This is a genomic window from Micromonospora inaquosa, from assembly GCF_003857055.1.
Lineage (GTDB): Bacteria > Actinomycetota > Actinomycetes > Mycobacteriales > Micromonosporaceae > Micromonospora > Micromonospora inaquosa.
This window is the reverse complement of sequence record NZ_QGSZ01000196.1, coordinates 1-18087: the sequence shown is the minus strand read 5'-3', so window position 1 is coordinate 18087 and position 18087 is coordinate 1. Positions and strand designations below refer to the sequence as shown.

Below are 18087 nucleotides of genomic sequence, written 5' to 3'. Positions count from 1 at the left end.
GTTCGGGTCAGGCGGGGGACGGGCCGAGATGGGCGTCGAGCGCGGCACGCAGCAGGGCGTCGTCGTCGGTGGCGCCGGTGGCAAGCGGCAGGCTGCCCCAGGCCCAGAGCTGGGCGATGCCGTGCAGGTTGGCCCAGAGCGCGCCGGCGAGCACCGCCGCGGGCGCGTCGGTCGGTCGGCGTACCTGCGCCACCAGGTCGGCCAGCACGGCGAACAGCGGCAGGCTGGTCTCACGCAGCCGCAGTCGGCCGCTGGCCAGCAGGTCGTGGCGGAACATCAGCTCGAACATGCCGCGGTGGGCCGCCGCGAAGTCCAGGTACGTCCGGGCCAGTGCGGTCAATCGGGTACGCGGGTCCGCGTCGACGTCGCGCATCGTCTGCTCGACCCGGGCGGTGAGGTCGGCGAAGCCCTCGCGGGCGATGGCGGAGAGCAGGTCGACGTGGGTGGGGAAGTAGCGGCGCGGTGCGCCGTGCGAGACCCCCGCGCGGCGGGCGATTTCCCGCAGCGACACCGCTGACTGGCCCTCGCTGAGCACCAGGTCCACGCCGGCGGCGACCAGCCGCGCGCGCAGCCCCTGCTCGTCCGCGTCCATGGACAGTGTCTACCAGGCGACGTAGACACTGTCTACCTCCCGCGTGGGATCTCGCTGCCCCGCGTGATCCCCTCCGATTTCGTGAAGCCGGGGTGTCCTGGTGCCAGGGATACCCCCGCTTCCCCGGCCGCCGACGGTGTGGAGCGGGCCGGGGGTGTGAAGCGAGCCGAGGTAGGTGGTCGGGCCCGGGAGGTTCAGCGGATGCGCGCCATGATGCGATCGGCGGGGGCCGGGCGGCCGAAGTGCCAGCCCTGGGCGGCGTCGCAACCGATCGCGCGTAGCCGCTCGGCCTGCCCGGCGGTCTCCACCCCTTCGGCGGTGACGGTCAGGTCCAGTGCGTGCGCCAGCGAGACCAGCGAGGCGAGGATCCGCTCGTCGGTGCGGCCGACAGAGGACGACCGCAGACCGGCCACGAACTCGCCGGCCACCTTCAACTCGGTCACCGGCAGGTCCCGCAGGTACGCCAGGTTGCTGTAACCGGTGCCGAAATCGTCGATGGCGATGCGTACCCCGAGGTCGGCAAGGACCCGCAGGGCGCGTACCGGCTCCTCGGCGGTGCTCATCATCGTGCTCTCGGTGATCTCCAGCTGGAGCCGCTCCGGGGGCAGGCCGGTCTGTCGCAACAGCGCGCGGACCTCCTGCACCAACCCGGGCCGGTGCACCTGCCGTACCGCCAGGTTGACGCTGACGAACGGCGCCGCCGCGCCCCCGGCCGACCACGCCTCGGCCTCGCGGCACGCCTCGGCCAGCACCCACCCGCCCAGCTGGACGATCAGGCCGGTCTCCTCGGCCAACCCGATGAAGCTGTCCGGGCGCAGCACCCCCAACTCGGGGTGCCGCCAGCGCACCAGCGCCTCCACACCGACGAGGCTGCCATCGCGCAGTGAGGTCAGCGGCTGGTAGTCGAGGTAGAACTCGCCCCGCTCCAACGCCGCCGGAATGGCCGCGGAAAGCGCGTAGCGGGCCAGTTCACGTTGGTTGCGTTCGGCGTCGTAGAGCGCCCAGCGCGCCCCACCGGCGGACTTCGCCCAGTGCAGGGTGCTGTCGGCGGCCCGCATCAGATCCGTGGGGTTGGCCCCCGCCACCTGGCGCTCGACGATGCCGATGCTCGCCGAGATCTGCAGCTCGTGCCCGTCCACCAGCGCCGGTGTGCGGACCGCGGCGAGCGCCGTCTCGGCCAGCGCGACCATGTCGTCGGTGCCGGCGGTTTGTTCCACCAGGATGACGAACTCGTCGCCGCCGAGCCGGGCCACCAGGTGCTCACCCATGGCCTTGCGCAGCCGCTCCGCCACCGTGGCCAGCAGCAGGTCACCGATCTGGTGACCCAGGGTGTCGTTGACCACCTTGAAGCGGTCCAGGTCCAGGAAGCACACCCCGACCCGTTGCGCGCCCCGACCCGGCTCGTTGAGCGCGGCGGTGAGCCGCTCGGTGAACAGCGTCCGGTTGGGCAGGCCGGTGAGCGGGTCGTGGGTGGCCTGATGCCGGAACCGCGCCTCGCTGGCCCGCAGCGCCCGCTCGGCCTGAGTGCGGGCCCGCATCGCGGCGCGGCGGATCGACTCCTGCTCGTCGAGCGTCCGGTCGCGCAACGCGCGGGCGTAGCCGGTCGCCACGGCCGCCAACAGCCGGGCCATCCGGTCCTCGACCTCCTCGGCCACCAACCCCAGGTCGCGCACCAGGCGGAGCTGGATGACCTCGACGGTACGGCCCAGCCCTTCGGCGGAGGCGATGTGCGCGGCGACCAACTCGGCGCCGACCCGGTGCCCGGCCCGCAGGTCGAACGGCTCGGTGAGCAACGCGCTGGCCAGTTCCGCGGTGAGCCGGTCCAGCAGGGACTCCAACTGGGCCTGGGTCATCGGTAGGTAGCTGGTGCCGGAGACCGCCTTCGCCCAGGCCCGGGCGAACGTGCCCGGGTGGGGGGTCGCCCCCGGCGACTCAGTCACCGAGGCGCCCGACGCCGCCCATGAAGACCGCGCGCTCGGCGTCCTCCGCGCTCTCCGGAGTGTCCGGTCGCCACTGGGGCACCCAGACCACGCCGGGGTCGAGCAGTTCGAAGCCGTCGAAGAGCGCGGTCAGCTCGGCGCGGCTGCGCACCCACAGCGGGTTGTCGGTGCGCTGGTAGACCCGCTCCGCCTCGGCGCGTTCGTCCTCGCTGCGCCCGTCGTCGCTGGCCTGTGACAACACCAGGTAGCTGCCGGGCGCCAACGCGTCCCGCAGCGTCCGCAGCAGCTCCGCCGGCCGGTCGTCGTCGGAGACGAAGTGCAGGACGGCCACGACCATAACGGCCACCGGTTGGCTCAGGTCGAGCAGCTCACGGACGTCCGGATGGGCCAGGATCGCCTCCGGGTGGCGCAGGTCCTCCTGCACCACCGTGGCCTGCTCGTTGCCGGCGAGGATCTCGCGGCTGTGCGCCACCGCCACCGGGTCGACGTCCACATAGACCACTCGCGACCGCGGGTCGAGCTGCTGGGCGATCTCGTGCACGTTGCCGACGGTCGGGATGCCCGAGCCGATGTCGAGGAACTGCCGGATCCCGGCCTCGGCCAGATGGTGCACGGCCCGCCGCAGAAACGCACGGTTGGCCTGGGCCATCAGCGGCGCCTCGGGCACCGCGGCGACCATCGCCTGAGCTGCGGCCCGGTCGGCGGCGAAGTTGTGCGAACCACCGAGGTAGTAGTCGTACATCCGGGCGACGCTCGGGCGCTCGATGTCGATGGTGTCGGGTGCCCAATCCGGCCGCTGCATGCGTTTCACCCCTCGAATCCGCGACGCGAGCGTCGTCGCCCGCGCGGGTATTGTGCACCCGCCACGCACGCCAGACCATAGCGCGCCGGAGGTTGCCCGCCGACGTCGGTCGATGCGCGACGGTCCGCGCCAGGGTGAAGCTGGCGCGGACCGTCGGTCGCGACATCCCGCTCGGCGAGCGGGAGGCAGGTCAGAACTTGGGCGCGTCCGGTGCCTCGAGCAGGCCGAGCCGGAGTGCGGTCATCAGGGCCTGAGCCCGGTTGGCCGCGCCGAGCTTCTCGTAGAGCTTGGAGATGTGCGTCTTCGCCGTGGACTCGCTGACGAACAGCTGCTTGGCGATGCCCGCCACGCTCATCCCGTCGGCGAGCAGCCGCAGCACCTGCCCCTCCCGGGGAGACAGCTGCGGACCGGACGGGGCGAGCCGACGCTTCATCGCCTCGGCCAGGTCGGCCGCGGTGAACGCGCTGGGGGAGGAGGCGGCGTGCCGCGCGGCGGCCACCACCTCGTCAGCCGGGGCGGTCTTCGGCACGAAGGCGCTCGCGCCCGCCTCCAGGGCGCCGAAGAGCTGATCGTCGCCGGCGTACATGGTCAGCACCACGATGCCCATCGACGCGCTGGACTTGCGCAGCGCCCGGGTGGCCTCCAGGCCGCTGCCGTCGGGCAGCCGCAGATCCATGATCACCACGTCCGGCTGCAAGGCGCCGGCCTGGCGTACTCCTTCTGCCGCCGTGGCCGCCTCACCGACGACCTCGAACTGGCGGTCGCGCTCGAAGGCGTGCCGCAAACCCTTGCGAATCAGGTCATGATCGTCGACAAGGAGGACCTTGGTACGGGTGGCCGGTATCGGACTTGTGGTCATCCTCGGGTTACTCCCCTTCTGGTGCTGCGCTGCCGCGCACGTTATCGCGCCGGGCCGAGGTGCCGAGAACCACCGCCACGGTCGTGCCGCTGGGTTGCCGCGGCCTGATCTCCAACCGGCCCCGGATACGTTCCGCCCTCTCGGCCATGATCGCAAGACCGTACCGCCCGTCCGGGCGCTGGTCAGCCATCCCCTGACCGTCATCCGACACTTCTATTTGCGCGTAGGGGGGGTCCACCTCACAAGTGACCCACAAATTCGACGCCCCGGCGTGCTTGCGCGCGTTGGTCACCGCCTCCTGCGCGATGCGCAGCAACTCAGCCTCCGTGGCGGCCGGCAGCCGGGCGGTGGACTCGTCCAGCGAGAGGTGCACCCGCAGCCCACCGGACGCGCCCACGGTCCGCGCGTACTCCGCGATCGCCGCGGCCAACCCGCCCTGCCGATCCACCTCGCTGCGCAACTCGAAGAGACTCAGTCGCAGTTCCTGGATCACCCGGGTCACCTCGCCGCGCAGCGTACGCAGGGCCTCGGCGGTCTCGTCGGCGTCGTCAAACACGGTGGCCAGGGCGTTGTCGATGCCGTAGCCGACCATCACCAGTTCCTGCGCAACCCCGTCGTGGATCTCCCGGGCCAGCCGCTGCCGCTCCTCGTTGGTGGCCAGCGAGCGCACCTCGTCAAAGAGCAGCGCCGCCTCCAGCCGCAGCGCGGCCGGTCGGGTCAGCGCGGTCACCTGGGACACCACCGGTGGCGGGTACGCCTGCGCGGCGTCGGCCTCCAGCACCACCAGCCCCACCGTGCGCACCCCGGCGACCAGCGGAATGATCAGCGCGGACACCTCCGCGCCGCGGTGCGAGCGCGACTGCGACCGGGCGGCCGTGGTGGCCTGCTGGGTGGCCCAGGCGTCGGCGATCGCCGAGTCCGCGTCCAGCGTCGTCTCCCAGTCCACCCGGTCGACGCCGGCCTGGGCGAGCACCACGAGCCGACCGCCGCCGCTGGCCGACAGCACCGCGCCCCGATCCGCGCGGGCCACCGTGCGCAGCTCCTCCAGCAGGTGCTCGGAGATGCCGCCCGGATCCAGGGTCGCCCCGGGCAGCTGCCGGGCCACCGTACGCAACTGGGTCAGCAGCCGGGTGGCCTCGGCGTACGGCTGGGGTTTGCCCTCACCGCGGACCGCCATCACCCGGTGCAGCGTGCCGGCGGCGTACAGCCCCAGCGCCGCCAGGATCAACCACTGCGCGCAGACCGCGAGGTAACCCGCCTGGCCGAGCTGGGGCCCACCGTCGACCCGGGTCACCGCGCCGCTGACCAGCAGCGTCGCGGCGGTGACCACGAGCAGGGCGGCACCCTCGCGGAAGCGGCGGCGCAGCGCGGTGACGGTCACCGGGACCGCCAGGTAGGGCAGCACCGCCGACGCGCCCAGGCCGTCGACCGTGCCGCCGATGGACGCCACCGCGGCGACGTGGCTCGCGGCCAGCCCCAGCACCACCACCTCCGCCACCCGACTCAGCGGACCGACCAGCCGGTGCTGCGGTGCCAGCAGCGACGGCAGCCCGGCCACCGCCAGCAACGCGATCCACCACAGCTGGGCGACGTCGTGGGTGGCGAACAGGGTCAGGACGGCGATCAGCGCCAGCATCACCAGGCGGGCGGCCGCGGCGAGGGGATGCGGGTGCGGTGCGGTTGCTGTCGATGCGGGCACGTGACGGATGGTAGTCAGCCTCGGTAGATATCGGCGATCTCCGCCGCGTACGTCTTGTGGACAACCTGGCGCTTGACCTTGAGCGACGGGGTCAGCTCGCCGGTCGCCTCGGTGAAGTCGTGGGGCAGGATCCGGAACACTTTGATCGCTTCGGCCTTTGATACGGCCTGGTTCGCGGCGTCGATCGCGGTCTGGATCTCCTTGCGGAGGGCCTCGTGTTCGCGCAGCCGCTCGACGGGGGTGTCGAGGGACAACCCGGCGCTCTCCAGCCAGGCTGGCAGCGCCTCCTCGTCGACGGTGACCAGCGCCGCGATGAACGGCTTCCGGTCACCGACCACGACGCACTGGCTGATCAACGGATGAGCCCGGACCAGGTCCTCCAGCACCGCCGGGGCGACGTTCTTGCCGCCTGCGGTGACGATCAGCTCCTTCTTGCGGCCGGTGATGCTCAGGTAGCCGTCGGAGTCGAGCTGGCCCAGGTCGCCGGTGCGGAGCCAGCCGTCGGCACTGATCGTCTCCGCGGTCGCCGTCTCGTTGCGCCAGTAACCCTGGAAGATCAGATCGCCGGAGATCAGGATCTCGCCGTCGTCCTCGATCCGCACTGTCACGCCGGGCAGCGGACGGCCGACGGTGCCGATCCGGGTGCCGGTGGGCAGGTTCGCGGCGGCGGCGGGCGAGGTCTCGGTGAGGCCGTAGCCCTCCGAGACCGTCACGCCGATCCCCCGGAAGAAGTGGCCGAGCCGGGCGCCGAGTGGCGCGCCGCCGGAGATCGCGTCCCGGCAGCGTCCGCCGAGCGCGGCGCGCAGCTTGCGGTAGACCAGCCGGTCGAAGACCACGTGCTGGGCGCGGAGCGCCAGGCTTGGCCCGCCCGAGGACTCCAGAGCCTCGCTGTACGCGATGGCGACCTGCTCGGCGCGGGCGAAGATGCCGCCCTTGCCGTCCGCCTCGGCTTTCTGCTTGGCGGCGTTGTAGACCTTCTCGAACACCCGGGGTACGGAGAGCACGAAGGTCGGCCGGAACGCCTGCAGCTCGGCGACCAGGTTCTTGGTGTCGGCGCAGTGCGCCATGGTGGCCCGCGCCTGCACGACGCCGATCTGGATGAGTCGGGCGAAGGCGTGCGCCAGCGGAAGGAAGAGCAGGGTGCTCGCGCCGGCGTTGAACAGGTTCGGCAGCACCGGCACCGCGTTGGCGATGTCGGCGTACATGTTGCGGTGGGTGAGTACGCAGCCCTTGGGCCGGCCGGTGGTGCCGCTGGTGTAGATGATCGTGGCCAGGTCACCGGCCCGGACGGCCTTGCGTCGCCGCTCGACCTCGGCCAGCTCGACCGTTGCGCCGGTCGTGACCAGCTCGTCGACCCCACCGCCGTCGATCTGCCAGACCTGGCCCAGCTCGGGCAGCCGGTGCCGGACCCCGGCGAGCAGAGCGGCGTGCGCCTCGGTCTCGATCACCGCGGCGACCGCGTTGGAGTCCTCGAGGATCCACGCGGCCTGCTCGGCGCTGGACGTCTCGTAGATCGGCACGGTCACCGCGCCGACGGTCCAGATGGCGTAGTCCAGCAGCGTCCACTCGTAGCGGGTGCGGCTCATCAGAGCGACGCGGACACCCGGCTCGATGCCGGCGGCGATCAGCCCGCGGGCCACGGCGGCCACCTCGTCGCGGAACTGGAGGCAGGTCACCTCGGTCCAGGCGGTGATGGTGCCGTCGGTGCTCGGGGTGGGGCGGGCGAACTGGATGGTGTCGGGCGCGACTTCGGCGTTGTCCCAGACCGGATCGGTGAGGTTGGCCGCGTCGCCAACGGTGACGATCGGCGGGACGGAAAACTCGCGCACCTGCACTCCTTCGTGCTCGTACTGGCCGGGCTGGCTGCCGCCGTGGCGTCGGCATGTGTCGAAACCTACCCGGCGGGCGGTCGGGGTAGGACAAGCAGGAGGCGGGTAGCCTCCCCCCATGGCGGACTCCTCCACCCAGTCGATCATCATCGGCGCCGCACCGGATCGGGTGACGGCGGTCATCTGCGACTTCGCGCGCTACCCGGAGTGGACCGACGCGGTGCGCCGGGCCGAGGTCGTCGAGGAGTACGAGGACGGCTACGCCAGTCAGGTGCATTTCACCATCGATGCCGGGGTGATGGCCGACGAGTACGTGCTCGCCTACGAGTACGCCGAGGATCTGTCCCGGATCGAGTGGTACCTGGTCGCCCCCTCGAAGATGCAGAAGGCCCAGCGTGGTTCGTACGACCTGGTGGGTAACCCGGACGGCAGCACCACGGTGACCTACACGCTGGAGGTCGAGCTGTCGGTCGGAATGCTCGGGATGTTTCGGCGCAAAGCCGAAAAGATGATCATGGACACCGCGTTGAAGCAGCTCAAGCGCCGGGTAGAAGCAACCGGTGCGGCGCAGTGACGTGTCCGGTGGCACGGTAGAGGAGCCGACGGTGGGCGGAACGGATCCGGGTTCGGCCCGGGAAGAGGCGGAGCGACTGGTCGCCACTCTGCTGGCGGGGGCGCGACTGGCCTCCGCCGGCTCGGCGGGCGGCGCGTTCGGCTCGTTGGGCGGGATGTTGTCCGGTGTCCTCGGTCACAGCGCAGGCCCCGACGGACGTTCCGGCGCAGGTGGTGCTTTCGCCACCGGTTCGGCCGAATGCTGCGTCTGCCCGGTCTGTCGGGGCATCGCCGCGTTGCGGGACCCGAGTCCGGAATTCGCCGAACGCCTCGCGACCGGCGCCGGTGACCTCGCCGCGGGCGTCGCCAGCCTGCTCCGCGCGTTCTCCCCGCCGGAACCGGCCGCGCCGAGCCCCGCCGAGCCGGCCGCCGAGCGGACCGCCCCGCCAACGCCGGCACCCGCCGCGAGCACCGACGACGTGCTCCCCGAGCCGGCCCTGAGCACCCCGTCCACCGCGACCGGCGACGACCACGTGTGGCGCGATGCCACCCGTAGCGGGCATGATTCTCAGCCGGCGCCGGAGCGGGATGTCTGGTCGGTCGCCACCCGGACGGCGGACCCACTCGCCCCGGCCGCCGCACCACCCGTCGACGAGGCCGGGTCGGCGACCGTACCGGCACCGACCACCCGTCCCGTGGTGCCCGCCTCGCGGGTGCCCGATGACGCCGACGCGGAAGCATCGGGCGACGGCGCCTGAGCGCGGGACATTCCGACCCGGACCGGCAGTGGGCCGGGACCTGGGCCGGACAGCACAGCAGAGGGGGGCGGCAGCGGTGACGCTGACCATCGGAGTCGACGTCGGTGGCACGAAGGTGGCCGGCGGTGTCGTTGACGACACCGGCAAGGTCCTCGTGCAGACCCGACGGGACACTCCCGCCGATGACGTCGCCAAGACCCGCGACGTCATCATCGAGCTGGTCGCCGAGCTGGCCAGCGGGCGGACCATCGAGGCCGTCGGCATCGGCGCGGCCGGTTGGATCGACGCCAGCCGTTCGACAGTGCTCTTCGCCCCCAACCTGGCCTGGCGTGACGAGCCGCTGCGCGAGTACGTCAGTGAGGCCGTCGGTCTGCCCGTGATCGTGGAGAACGACGGGAACGTCGCCGCGTGGGCCGAGTTCCGCTACGGCGCGGCCCGCGACGCCGACGACTCAATGATCATGTTCACCATCGGCACCGGTGTGGGCGGCGGCATCGTGCTCGGAGGCGATCTGATGCGCGGCGCGCACGGCATCGCCGCGGAGCTGGGCCACATGCTGGCCGTGCCGGACGGGCACCAGTGCGGTTGCGGCCGGCTGGGCTGCATCGAGCAGTACGCCAGCGGCAGCGCCCTGGTCCGGTTCGCCCGGGCCGGCGCCCGGCAGGAGCCCAACCGGGCCACCGCCCTGCTGAAGCTGGCCGGCGGTGAGGCCGAGGCGATCACCGGCCCGATGGTGACCGCTGCCGCCCAGGGCGGCGACCCGGTCTCCACCGAGGCGTTCGCCCAGATCGGCCGCTGGCTGGGCACCAGCCTCGCCGACATGGCGCAGATCCTCGACCCGCAGACCCTGGTGGTCGGCGGCGGCGTCATCGACGCCGGTGACCTGCTGCTCGGCCCCACCCGCCGCTCGTACCTCGACGCGCTCGCCCAGCGCGGTCGCCTGCCGGTGGCCGAGGTGCTCCCGGCGGAGCTGGGCAACAGCGCCGGGGTGATCGGCGCGGCTGACCTGGCCCGCCGGATCTGAGGCGGGCCGGAATGGGTGTGCCGCTGCGCGTGGTGTCGTACAACATCCACAGTCAGCGCGACGACACCGCCGCGCTGGCCGCGGTGGTCCGGGCCGCGACGCCGGACGTGGTGATCGTGCAGGAGGGGCCGCGCCGGTTCCGGTGGCGGCAGAAGTCCGCCACGTTGGCCGAGTCGTTCGGTCTGGTGGTGGCCGCCGGTGGACTGCCCGCCCTGGGCAACCTGCTCCTGACCAGCCTGCGGGTCCAGGTGCGCGGCACCCGCTGTCAGCGATTCCCGCTGACCCCCGGCCGGCACCTGCGCGGCGCCGCGTACGCCGACTGCCGGGTCGGTGACGCCCAGTTCACCCTCGCCGGCTCGCATCTGTCCACCGACCCGGCCGAGCGGCCCTCCCAGGCCGCCGAGTTCAAGCGTGGCCTGGACGCGGCGACCAGCCCGGTGCTGGCCGGGGCGGACCTCAACGAGGGCCCGGACGGGCCCGCCTGGGCCACCGTGTCGCGCGGGTTGACCGACGCCGCGGTGGCGGCCGACCGGGCCGAGCGGCTCACCTTCCCCTGCGCCGACCCGCGCCGACGCATCGACGCGCTCTTCGTCGACCCGCGGATCACAGTGGTCGACTACGACGTGGTGGACACCCCGCAGACCCGCCGGGCCAGCGACCACTTCCCGGTCCTGGTCGACCTGCTCCTGCCCGCCACCGGCTGACCTCCGAGCCCCGCCCGAGCGTCGACGCGTCGGTCCCAGGACTGGACATCCGGCTCGGTTGTGGAGAGGATTTCGCGGCGACCGGCACGCCTGCCGTACCAAAAGGAGATGTCCCCGGTGTCCACCTCCACCGACCACGGCCGGCCCGACCCGGAGGCGACCTCGCCCACGGCGAACAGCGACGGCCGCCCGGTCTCCGACCGGGGCGACACCGTCTGCGTCATCGGGGCCGGGGCCAGCGGCCTGACGGCCATCAAGAACCTGCGTGAGCACGGGTTCGGCGTGGACTGCTACGAGCGGGAGACGGGCGTCGGCGGCGCCTGGAACTGGCGGCACGACCGCAGCCCGGTGTACGCCAGCACCCACCTGATCTCGTCGAAGCCGTTCACCCAGTTCCCCGACTTCCCGATGCCGGACTCCTGGCCGGACTACCCGCACCACGGTCAGGTGCTGTCGTACTTCGAGCGGTACGCCGACCACTTCGACCTGCGCTCGCACATCTGGTTCGGCACCGAGGTGATCCGGGTCGAGCCGGTCGAGGGGGAGCGGTGGGACGTGACCACCCGGTCCACCGGCGGGTACGGCCCCGAGCGCACCGCCCGGTACGCCGCCGTGGTGATCGCCAACGGCCACAACTGGTCGCCGAAGCTGCCCCGCTACGAGGGCCTCGAACAGTTCCGTGGCGAGATCATGCACGCCTCGTCCTACAAGGACCCGGCGCAGCTGCGCGGCAAGCGGGTGCTGGTGGTCGGCGCCGGCAACACCGGCTGCGACATCGCCGTCGAGGCCGCCCAGCAGGCGTCGCGCTGCTGGCACTCCACCCGGCGTGGCTACTGGTACGCGCCGAAGTACGTCCTCGGCCGGCCCGCCGACCAGGTCAACGACACCCTGTTGGCGCTGCGGGTGCCGCTGCGGGTACGCCAGTGGCTCTACCACTGGACGCTGCGGTTGACCGTCGGCGACCTGACCCGCTTCGGCCTGCCCAAGCCCGACCACCGGGTGTACGAGACGCACCCGATCGCGAACAGTCAGCTCGTCTACTACGTGGGCCACGGCGGGATCGGCCCGGTGCCGGACGTCGCCCGTTTCCACCCGTACGCGGTGGAGTTGGCCGACGGTCGTGAGATCGACCCCGAGGTGGTCGTCTTCGCCACCGGTTACCTGCCGCGCTTCGAGTTCCTCGACGCGTCGGTGTTCGGTGACAGCGCGGGCGCGGGTCGGCCCACGCTGTGGCTCAACGCGTTCACCCCGGGGCATCCGACGTTGGCGGTAGCCGGCCTGCTGCAACCGGACTCCGGGCTGTTCACCCTGTCGCACTGGCAGACGGTGCTCTTCGCCCGACTGCTCACGGCCCGTCGGGACCGGCCGGAACGGGCTGCGGCGTTCGCGCAGCGGGTGCGGGACCGGGCCGGGGAGCGGTACTCCGGGCCGGTGAAGGAGAGCAGCCGGCACTGGTTCGAGGTCGGGCACGCCGACTATCTGCGCGCCGTTCAGCGCGCCCTGGTCGAGCTGGAGGGCAAGTGAGCGCGAGGAGTGAGCTTGCGAGCCCCGCAGTCGCGAACGAAAGGTCTGCACCGTGAGCGCGAGTGAGCTGCGGATCATGCGGGGCCGGGAGTGGTTCCGCCCGGTCCGGCCGGCCCGGCGGGAGGTGCTCAGCGCGATCCCCGAGCTGGAGCAGGGGCGTCCGCCGCTGCTCTTCGTTCCCGGGTTCGGGCACGGCGCGTGGGCGTTCGCCGAGCACTGGTTGGGTCACGCCGCGTCGCGGGGGTTCCCGGCGTACGCGATGAGCCTGCGCGGGCACGGTGGCAGCGAGCCGGCGCCGGAGGCGACGCTGCGGGCGTACGCCCACGATGTGGTCCAGGTGGCGGCGAGCCTGCCGCGGCAGGCGGTGCTGGTGGGGCACGGCGCCGGGGCCCTGGTGGTGGCGCACGCGTTGGCCCGCTACCCGGCGCGGGGCGCGGTGCTGGTGGCGCCGGTCTTCGGCGGTTGGGGTGTGTTGGGCGCGGCGTTGCGCCGCAACCCGGCAGGGACGCTGCCGGCGGTGTTCGGCGGGCCGTTGCGGCTCAACCGGGGGCAGCTGTTCAGCCGCGAGTTGCCCGACGAGGAGGCCCGGCGGTACGTCGGACGCCTCGGTCGGGCGGGTCGGCGGGCGCAGTGGGCGCTGCTGGGTGATCCGGCGGCCGAGCCGGCCGTGGGTGCGCCCCCGGTGCTGGTGCTGGGCAGCCCGGACGACCGGGTGGTGCCGGCGTCGACGTTGACCCGGGTGGCCCGCCGGTACGGGTCGGCCCCGTTGCTCTTCCCCGGGATGGGCCACGACCTGATGTTGGACGCGCGGTGGGCGGAGCCGATCGACGCGATCCTGGACTGGCTGGAGAAGGAGCCGGCGGCACACTGAGCGGCCGGGTCGACCGTGGTCAGCCGCCGGCCTGGTGGGCGGCCGGGCTGCCGGTCGGGGTGGCCGGCCGGGGCACCCGTGCGGTGCCGTCGGAGCCGGTGTCGGGGCTGGTCAGGCGATTGATCAGGGCACCGCCCTCGTCCAGGGCGCGCAGGTAGGAGCGGGCCCAGGCCCGGATGTCGTGCTGGTGCAGGTGGGCGCGCATGGCCCGCATCCGCTGGGTGGTGTCGGCCGGGCTGGCCCGCAGCGCCGCCCGCAGGCCCTGCTTGAGCCCTTCCAGGTCGTGCGGGTTGACCAGGTACGCCTGGGACAGCTCCGCGGCGGTGCCGGCGAACTCGCTGAGCAGCAGAGCGCCGGTGTCGTCGACCCGCGCGGCCACGTACTCCTTGGCGACCAGGTTCATTCCGTCGCGCAACGGGGTCACCGCCATCACGTCGGCGACCCGGTAGAGCGCGGCCAGCTCGGCCCGGTCGAAGGGCTGGGTGAGGTAGTGGATGGCCGGCTCGCCGACCCGGCCGAACTCGCCGTTGATCCGGCCGACCTCGCGTTCGATGCGTTCGCGCAGGATCTGGTACTGGCCGACGCGTTCCCGGCTCGGCATGGCGACCTGCACCAGCACCGTGTCGCGGACCTTGACGTCGCCGCTGGCGAGCAACTCGCTGTACGCCTTGAGGCGCTGCTCGATGCCCTTGGTGTAGTCCATCCGGTCCACGCTGAGGACCACCTGGCGGGGGTCGCCGAGGTCCTGTCGGAGCCGGTGGGCCCGAGCGGCCACGTCCGGGCGGCTGGCGAGCGCGGCCATCTCGGCGGTGTCGATGGAGACGGGGAACGCGCCGATGCGGACGACCCGGCCGTCGATGCCGATCCGTCGGTCGGTGGCCGGCAGCTCCAGCACCCGGGTCACCAGTTGGGCGAAGTTGTGCGCCGCCTGCACTCGTTGAAAGCCGACCAGGTCGGCGCCGAGCATGCCGCGCAGCAGTTCGGCCCGGCGGGGCAGTTGCATGAAAAGTTCCGGCGGCGGGAACGGCACGTGCAGGAAGAACCCGATGCGCAGGTCCGGGCGGAGCGCGCGGAGCTGACCGGGGACCAGTTGCAGGTGGTAATCCTGCACCCAGACCACCCCGCCCGGCTCGGCCACCTCCGCGGTCGCCTCGGCGAAGCGCTGGTTGACCCGCTGGTACGCCTCCCACCACCGGCGGTGGTGCTGCGGTTGCTCCACCGCGTCGTGGTAGAGCGGCCAGAGGGTGGCGTTGGCGAACCCCTCGTAGTGGTCGCGCAGGTCTTCCGGGCTGAGCGCGACGGTCTGCATCCGCACGCCGTCGACGTCCGGCAGCGAGGGGGCCGGCCCGGTGCCGCCGGCCCAGCCGACCCAGGTCGCCGGCGTGTGCCGCAGGAGCGGGTGCAGTGCGCTGACCAACCCGCCTGGGCTTCGCCGCCACTCGCAGGCCCCGTCGGGCGCCTGATTGTCGTCGATGGGGAGGCGGTTGGCCACCACCACGAGAGAACTCTGTCGCATCTCGGGCATTCCGATCAGCAGAGGACTGACCGCCGCGAGCAAGGGAAAACCGGTCAGTCAGCGGGGGAAGTGACGTACAGCGGTATTCCTACTGACAGTAAGTTACACCACTGTTACGCCCCCGGCGGGGCGCTGCTGTCCCGGGATGCGGGCCGACGTCAGACGACGGCGCCGTTGTCCGGGTCGTCGTCGTCCTCGTCGCCGGGGCGCAGTCGCCAGACCAGCGTGACGAAACCGGCCAGGATGCCGGTGAACCCGAACAGCGTGACAGCCGAGCGGTCGATCGGGAGCAGCCACGGGAAGAGGAACAGCACGAACCCGACGACCACCCCGAGCGTGCCGATCACCGCGTACTTGCTGACCCGCGGCAGCGGCGGCGGTGGCGGCGGGTGGTAACCCTCGTCGTCCTCGTCGTCGGGCAGGTCGGCGCCGAAGGTGTCCAGCCCGTCGAGCAGCGAGGGCTCGTCGGGTCGGGTGCCGCGCCCCACGGAGATCCCGGAAATGTCCGTGGCGGACGGTAGCCGGCGAACGTCGGTGGCGGTCGGACCCGGCTCGTCGGTGCTGGAGCGGGTCAGCGGGCCGGTGGTCGGCTCGTCCCGGGTGTCCCGTTCGTCGATGTCCTCGGAGGCCGGCCACGGGTGATCACCGGGCGTGGAGGTGGTGTGGAAGCCGGCGATGATCCGTGCCCACTCGGCGTCGATGTCCGGTTCGTCGCGGGCCGGCGGCTGCTCGACAGCGGTCTCGTCGGCGAGCTGGGTCAGGTAGTCCCGTGCGGTGGTCAGATGCGAGCGGTCGACGTAGAGCCGGTCGACCGGCCGGGCCGGCACGGTGGTGGTGCGGGTGACCGGGTTGAGGTCGGCGGAGGGTTGAAGGTAGGCGGCGATCCCACCGGCGGCCAGCACGTCGAGCAGGTGCTCACCGACGCGCGGATCGACGTCGCCGACGACGGCGTACTCGTTCGCGTCGAGCCCGTTGTCCCGCCGTCCCCGGCGGGCCCCACCCGCTGACACCCGGACATCCCCCTTAACGCGCCTTCCGGCGCGGCCACCGCTGCCCTTCGACGCCCCGTCCGCACGCCGTGCTCTGAATCGTGACACGTCAGGGCATGGTTCCGGGAGTGCGTTGTGTCGCGTCTTCCAAAGTCAGAGCCCCTGCCGCTGGTCACGGCAGGGGCTCTTTGTCGGTTTTTGCTATTCGCTTGCTATTCGGCGGGTTCAGCCGGCGGCGCTGCGCACCTTCTCGCCGACTGCTCGCATGGCCTCGCTGTGCTTCTCCGGGGACAGGTGGGTGTACTGCTTGGTCGTGAAGTTCGGGTTGGTGTGTCCCATCACCTTCGACAGGACCGGCATCGACACATCGGCGTTGAGCGCGATCGACGCGAACGTGTGTCGCAGGTCGTGGAACCGCAGCCGGGGGAGACCGGCCTGCTCGGTGCGCTTCCGGAACGCCCGCCCGACCGTGTCCGGGTACAGGGGCTGCCCGTCCTCCCGGGTGAACACCCACCCGCCGTCATTCCAAGCCGGCCCCCACGCCAGCCGCTCCCGGTTCTGCTGCGCCCGCCACTGCCGCAAGACGGCGACCGTGTCAGCGAACAGCGGGACTACCCGGTCCCCGGCGTCGGTCTTGGTCTGGTCGACCACGAAGACTTCCCCCTTGACGGTCACCCGCTGCCGCCACACCCGGGCGGTCCCGGCGTCCAAATCGACGTCCGCCCAGCCGAGCCCGAGCAGCTCCCCCCGGCGCAACCCGGTGTGGATCGCGAGGTGGATCAACGGGTTCAGCCGGTCGGCGTTGCCGGCGAGGAAGTCCAGGAACTGCCGCGCCTGGGCGGGTGCCCACGGGTTGATCTTCGGTGCCTGGTACTTCGGCTTCTTCGCGGTCGCGGCGGGGTTGTGGTCGATGAACTTCGCGTCGGCGGCGTCCCGCAGGCACCCGTTGGCGACGCTGTGAACCCGGGTGATGCTGGCCGGGGAGATCGGCCGGAGGGTCTGCCCGTTTGCTCCGACGGCCTTCTTGCCGACCTTGGCCGCCTTTTCGATCTCGACCCGCCGGTCTCGGATGATCGCGGTGTAGGTCTCGGTCAGGTCCTGGCTGGTCAGGCTCTTGAGCTTCTTGCTCCCGAGGTACCGCTTGAGGTGGCCGAGGGCCGTCAAGTGGGCGGTGTGGCTGGACGGGCGCAACTCCCCGCGTTCGACCTTCCCGGCGAGCCACCGGTCCGCCCAATCGCCGAAGGTCAGTTTGGGTTTGCTGCTGGTCTTCCCGTTGCGCCCGGCGTTGGCGGCTTCCTCGCGGGCTTTCATCGCCTCCCGACCGTTCGGGAAGCCGCCCTTGGTGAGCTGCGGTCGCCGGCCGTCCTTGGCGGGCAGGACCACGTGGTACGACCAGGTGTGGACGTTGCAGGTGTCGGCGGGGCAGTCGCGGTTGCACCGCTGGTACACCCCGGGGACATGCTGCTTGCGGTACACGAACGACCGCTTCACCGCTGGTTCCTCCTGGTCTTGCGGGTGTTGATCGGGGTGCCTTCGACTCCTGCCGGGAGGGGCTGCCCGGCGGGGGTGTCCTGGTCGTGCCCGTACTCGGCGGCTGCCGGTCGGGGGCCGTAGGCGAAGCTGTCGATGGCGTTCATCAGCTCCGCGAGGTCGGCGCTGGTCAGTTCGGGGTAGCCGTGCCGCAGCAGGACGACCCGCAGGTCGAGCAGCAGGCCGTACGACAGCCGGTGGTCGTCGGGTTCGTGGCGGGGGACTGGGTAGTTCGTGCTGGTGGGTAGGTTGTCCACGGGTCGCCTCCTGTTAGGCGGTCAAGGCCCCGGGTTGGTGGTGGTGCACCGTCCCGGGGCCGTCTTCTATTGGGGCTGCGCGGTTGGTGCCTGATCGGTGTTGCGTTGGGCTTGCTCGTTTCGTTCGGTGACCATCGCGTAAGTGACGCCTGCTTGGTCAATCGCTTCATAGACTTCGGCGTAGCTGATCCCCAGATGGTGTGCAATATCACCGATGAGCCAGCCCTGATTCCACAATTCGACGCACTGTGCTGCGCCCCGTGCGACCTGAGCTGCGTCCCGTGCGAACCTTCTGGTGGCTCGCTCGCGCCGCAAGAGGCGACGTTCTTCCGGGGTGGTGCCGCCCCACACGCCATATCGGTCTCTATCGGCGGTCATTTGCAACACGAATTGCAGACACTCGGCCCGCCACCGGCAGGGAGCGGTGTTGCAGATCGCTTTCGCGGCGCGTTCTGTTGATTCGAGAAAAAACAATCTGGTGTCACTGTCTGCGCACGCTTGGCCAGGCTGACCCACGAATTTCGGCAGCAGCCGACCCGGCTGGTGCCAAACGTCGAGGGGGTCCCGGCTGCGCTGCTTGGTCAACTGTTGCTCCTGGGGCGGTCGCTTATACACATCTCCGAGCCCACGAGACGCGTAGT

17 protein-coding genes are annotated in these 18087 nt (G+C 71.7%); 6 read left to right on the top strand and 11 right to left on the bottom strand.

Annotated elements, in window-relative coordinates:
* Positions 1–7: 7 nt before the first annotated feature.
* From DLJ59_RS13115 to DLJ59_RS13090, 6 genes are all read right to left on the bottom strand, one after another.
* Positions 8–592 (bottom strand): TetR/AcrR family transcriptional regulator, encoded by a 585-nt coding sequence (locus DLJ59_RS13115; protein ID WP_124772791.1) that lies wholly within the window; start codon positions 590–592, stop codon positions 8–10.
* A 194-nt stretch (positions 593–786) separates the two neighbouring features.
* On the bottom strand, positions 787–2445 hold the full coding sequence (locus tag DLJ59_RS13110) for a putative bifunctional diguanylate cyclase/phosphodiesterase (protein ID WP_244235997.1): 1659 nt from the start codon (positions 2443–2445) through the stop codon (positions 787–789).
* 79 nt (positions 2446–2524) lie between these two features.
* Positions 2525–3334, bottom strand: a complete 810-nt coding sequence (locus DLJ59_RS13105) for an SAM-dependent methyltransferase (RefSeq protein ID WP_124772789.1) — start codon at positions 3332–3334, stop codon at positions 2525–2527.
* 190 nt (positions 3335–3524) lie between these two features.
* Entirely contained in the window at positions 3525–4193 is a 669-nt protein-coding gene (locus DLJ59_RS13100) for a response regulator transcription factor (protein WP_030337723.1), read from the bottom strand.
* 7 nt (positions 4194–4200) lie between these two features.
* Entirely contained in the window at positions 4201–5892 is a 1692-nt protein-coding gene (locus DLJ59_RS13095; protein WP_124772788.1) for a sensor histidine kinase, read from the bottom strand.
* A 14-nt stretch (positions 5893–5906) separates the two neighbouring features.
* On the bottom strand, positions 5907–7721 hold the full coding sequence (locus DLJ59_RS13090; protein ID WP_124772787.1) for an AMP-dependent synthetase/ligase: 1815 nt from the start codon (positions 7719–7721) through the stop codon (positions 5907–5909).
* A gap of 118 nt (positions 7722–7839) precedes the next feature.
* On the opposite strand from DLJ59_RS13090, the gene DLJ59_RS13085 reads away from it, so the two are divergent.
* The 6 genes from DLJ59_RS13085 (at position 7840) to DLJ59_RS13060 (ending at position 13154) form a co-directional block, all read left to right on the top strand.
* Positions 7840–8295 (top strand): SRPBCC family protein, encoded by a 456-nt coding sequence (locus tag DLJ59_RS13085; protein WP_124772786.1) that lies wholly within the window; start codon positions 7840–7842, stop codon positions 8293–8295.
* Positions 8296–8326: 31 nt separating this feature from the next.
* On the top strand, positions 8327–9031 hold the full coding sequence (locus tag DLJ59_RS13080; RefSeq protein ID WP_124772785.1) for a hypothetical protein: 705 nt from the start codon (positions 8327–8329) through the stop codon (positions 9029–9031).
* 76 nt (positions 9032–9107) lie between these two features.
* Entirely contained in the window at positions 9108–10055 is a 948-nt protein-coding gene (locus DLJ59_RS13075; protein WP_124772784.1) for an ROK family glucokinase, read from the top strand.
* Positions 10056–10066: 11 nt separating this feature from the next.
* Entirely contained in the window at positions 10067–10759 is a 693-nt protein-coding gene (locus tag DLJ59_RS13070; protein ID WP_124772783.1) for an endonuclease/exonuclease/phosphatase family protein, read from the top strand.
* A 117-nt stretch (positions 10760–10876) separates the two neighbouring features.
* Positions 10877–12283: a flavin-containing monooxygenase gene (locus DLJ59_RS13065; protein WP_124772782.1), complete on the top strand. Its 1407-nt coding sequence runs from the start codon at positions 10877–10879 to the stop codon at positions 12281–12283.
* Positions 12284–12359: 76 nt separating this feature from the next.
* Positions 12360–13154, top strand: coding sequence for an alpha/beta hydrolase (locus DLJ59_RS13060; RefSeq protein ID WP_124772815.1), 795 nt, complete (start codon positions 12360–12362; stop codon positions 13152–13154).
* Between the two features lie 19 nt (positions 13155–13173).
* Here DLJ59_RS13060 and DLJ59_RS13055 read toward each other — a convergent pair whose 3' ends face one another.
* The 5 genes from DLJ59_RS13055 to DLJ59_RS13035 form a co-directional block, all read right to left on the bottom strand.
* Positions 13174–14670, bottom strand: a complete 1497-nt coding sequence (locus DLJ59_RS13055; RefSeq protein ID WP_244235996.1) for an alpha,alpha-trehalose-phosphate synthase (UDP-forming) — start codon at positions 14668–14670, stop codon at positions 13174–13176.
* A 158-nt stretch (positions 14671–14828) separates the two neighbouring features.
* Complete coding sequence (locus tag DLJ59_RS13050; RefSeq protein ID WP_124772780.1) at positions 14829–15680, bottom strand: DUF308 domain-containing protein; 852 nt, start codon at positions 15678–15680, stop codon at positions 14829–14831.
* Positions 15681–15884: 204 nt separating this feature from the next.
* Positions 15885–17150, bottom strand: coding sequence for a tyrosine-type recombinase/integrase (locus tag DLJ59_RS13045; protein ID WP_124772779.1), 1266 nt, complete (start codon positions 17148–17150; stop codon positions 15885–15887).
* Positions 17147–17446: a hypothetical protein gene (locus tag DLJ59_RS13040; protein ID WP_124772778.1), complete on the bottom strand. Its 300-nt coding sequence runs from the start codon at positions 17444–17446 to the stop codon at positions 17147–17149. Before DLJ59_RS13040 ends, DLJ59_RS13045 begins: the two co-directional genes overlap by 4 nt.
* A 66-nt stretch (positions 17447–17512) precedes the next feature.
* On the bottom strand, positions 17513–18031 hold the full coding sequence (locus tag DLJ59_RS13035) for a WhiB family transcriptional regulator (RefSeq protein ID WP_244235994.1): 519 nt from the start codon (positions 18029–18031) through the stop codon (positions 17513–17515).
* Positions 18032–18087 lie beyond the last annotated feature (56 nt).

What these genes read in the sequence shown, in the direction of transcription:
- DLJ59_RS13115 (WP_124772791.1), bottom strand. Translation starts at nt 592, where the DNA reads ATGGACGCGGACGAGCAGGGGCTGCGCGCGCGGCTGGTCGCCGCCGGC.
- DLJ59_RS13085 (WP_124772786.1), top strand. Translation starts at nt 7,840, where the DNA reads ATGGCGGACTCCTCCACCCAGTCGATCATCATCGGCGCCGCACCGGAT.
- DLJ59_RS13070 (WP_124772783.1), top strand. Translation starts at nt 10,067, where the DNA reads ATGGGTGTGCCGCTGCGCGTGGTGTCGTACAACATCCACAGTCAGCGC.
- DLJ59_RS13060 (WP_124772815.1), top strand. Translation starts at nt 12,360, where the DNA reads ATGCGGGGCCGGGAGTGGTTCCGCCCGGTCCGGCCGGCCCGGCGGGAG.
- DLJ59_RS13055 (WP_244235996.1), bottom strand. Translation starts at nt 14,670, where the DNA reads ATGCGACAGAGTTCTCTCGTGGTGGTGGCCAACCGCCTCCCCATCGAC.
- DLJ59_RS13110 (WP_244235997.1), bottom strand. Translation starts at nt 2,445, where the DNA reads ATGACCCAGGCCCAGTTGGAGTCCCTGCTGGACCGGCTCACCGCGGAA.
- DLJ59_RS13105 (WP_124772789.1), bottom strand. Translation starts at nt 3,334, where the DNA reads ATGCAGCGGCCGGATTGGGCACCCGACACCATCGACATCGAGCGCCCG.
- DLJ59_RS13100 (WP_030337723.1), bottom strand. Translation starts at nt 4,193, where the DNA reads ATGACCACAAGTCCGATACCGGCCACCCGTACCAAGGTCCTCCTTGTC.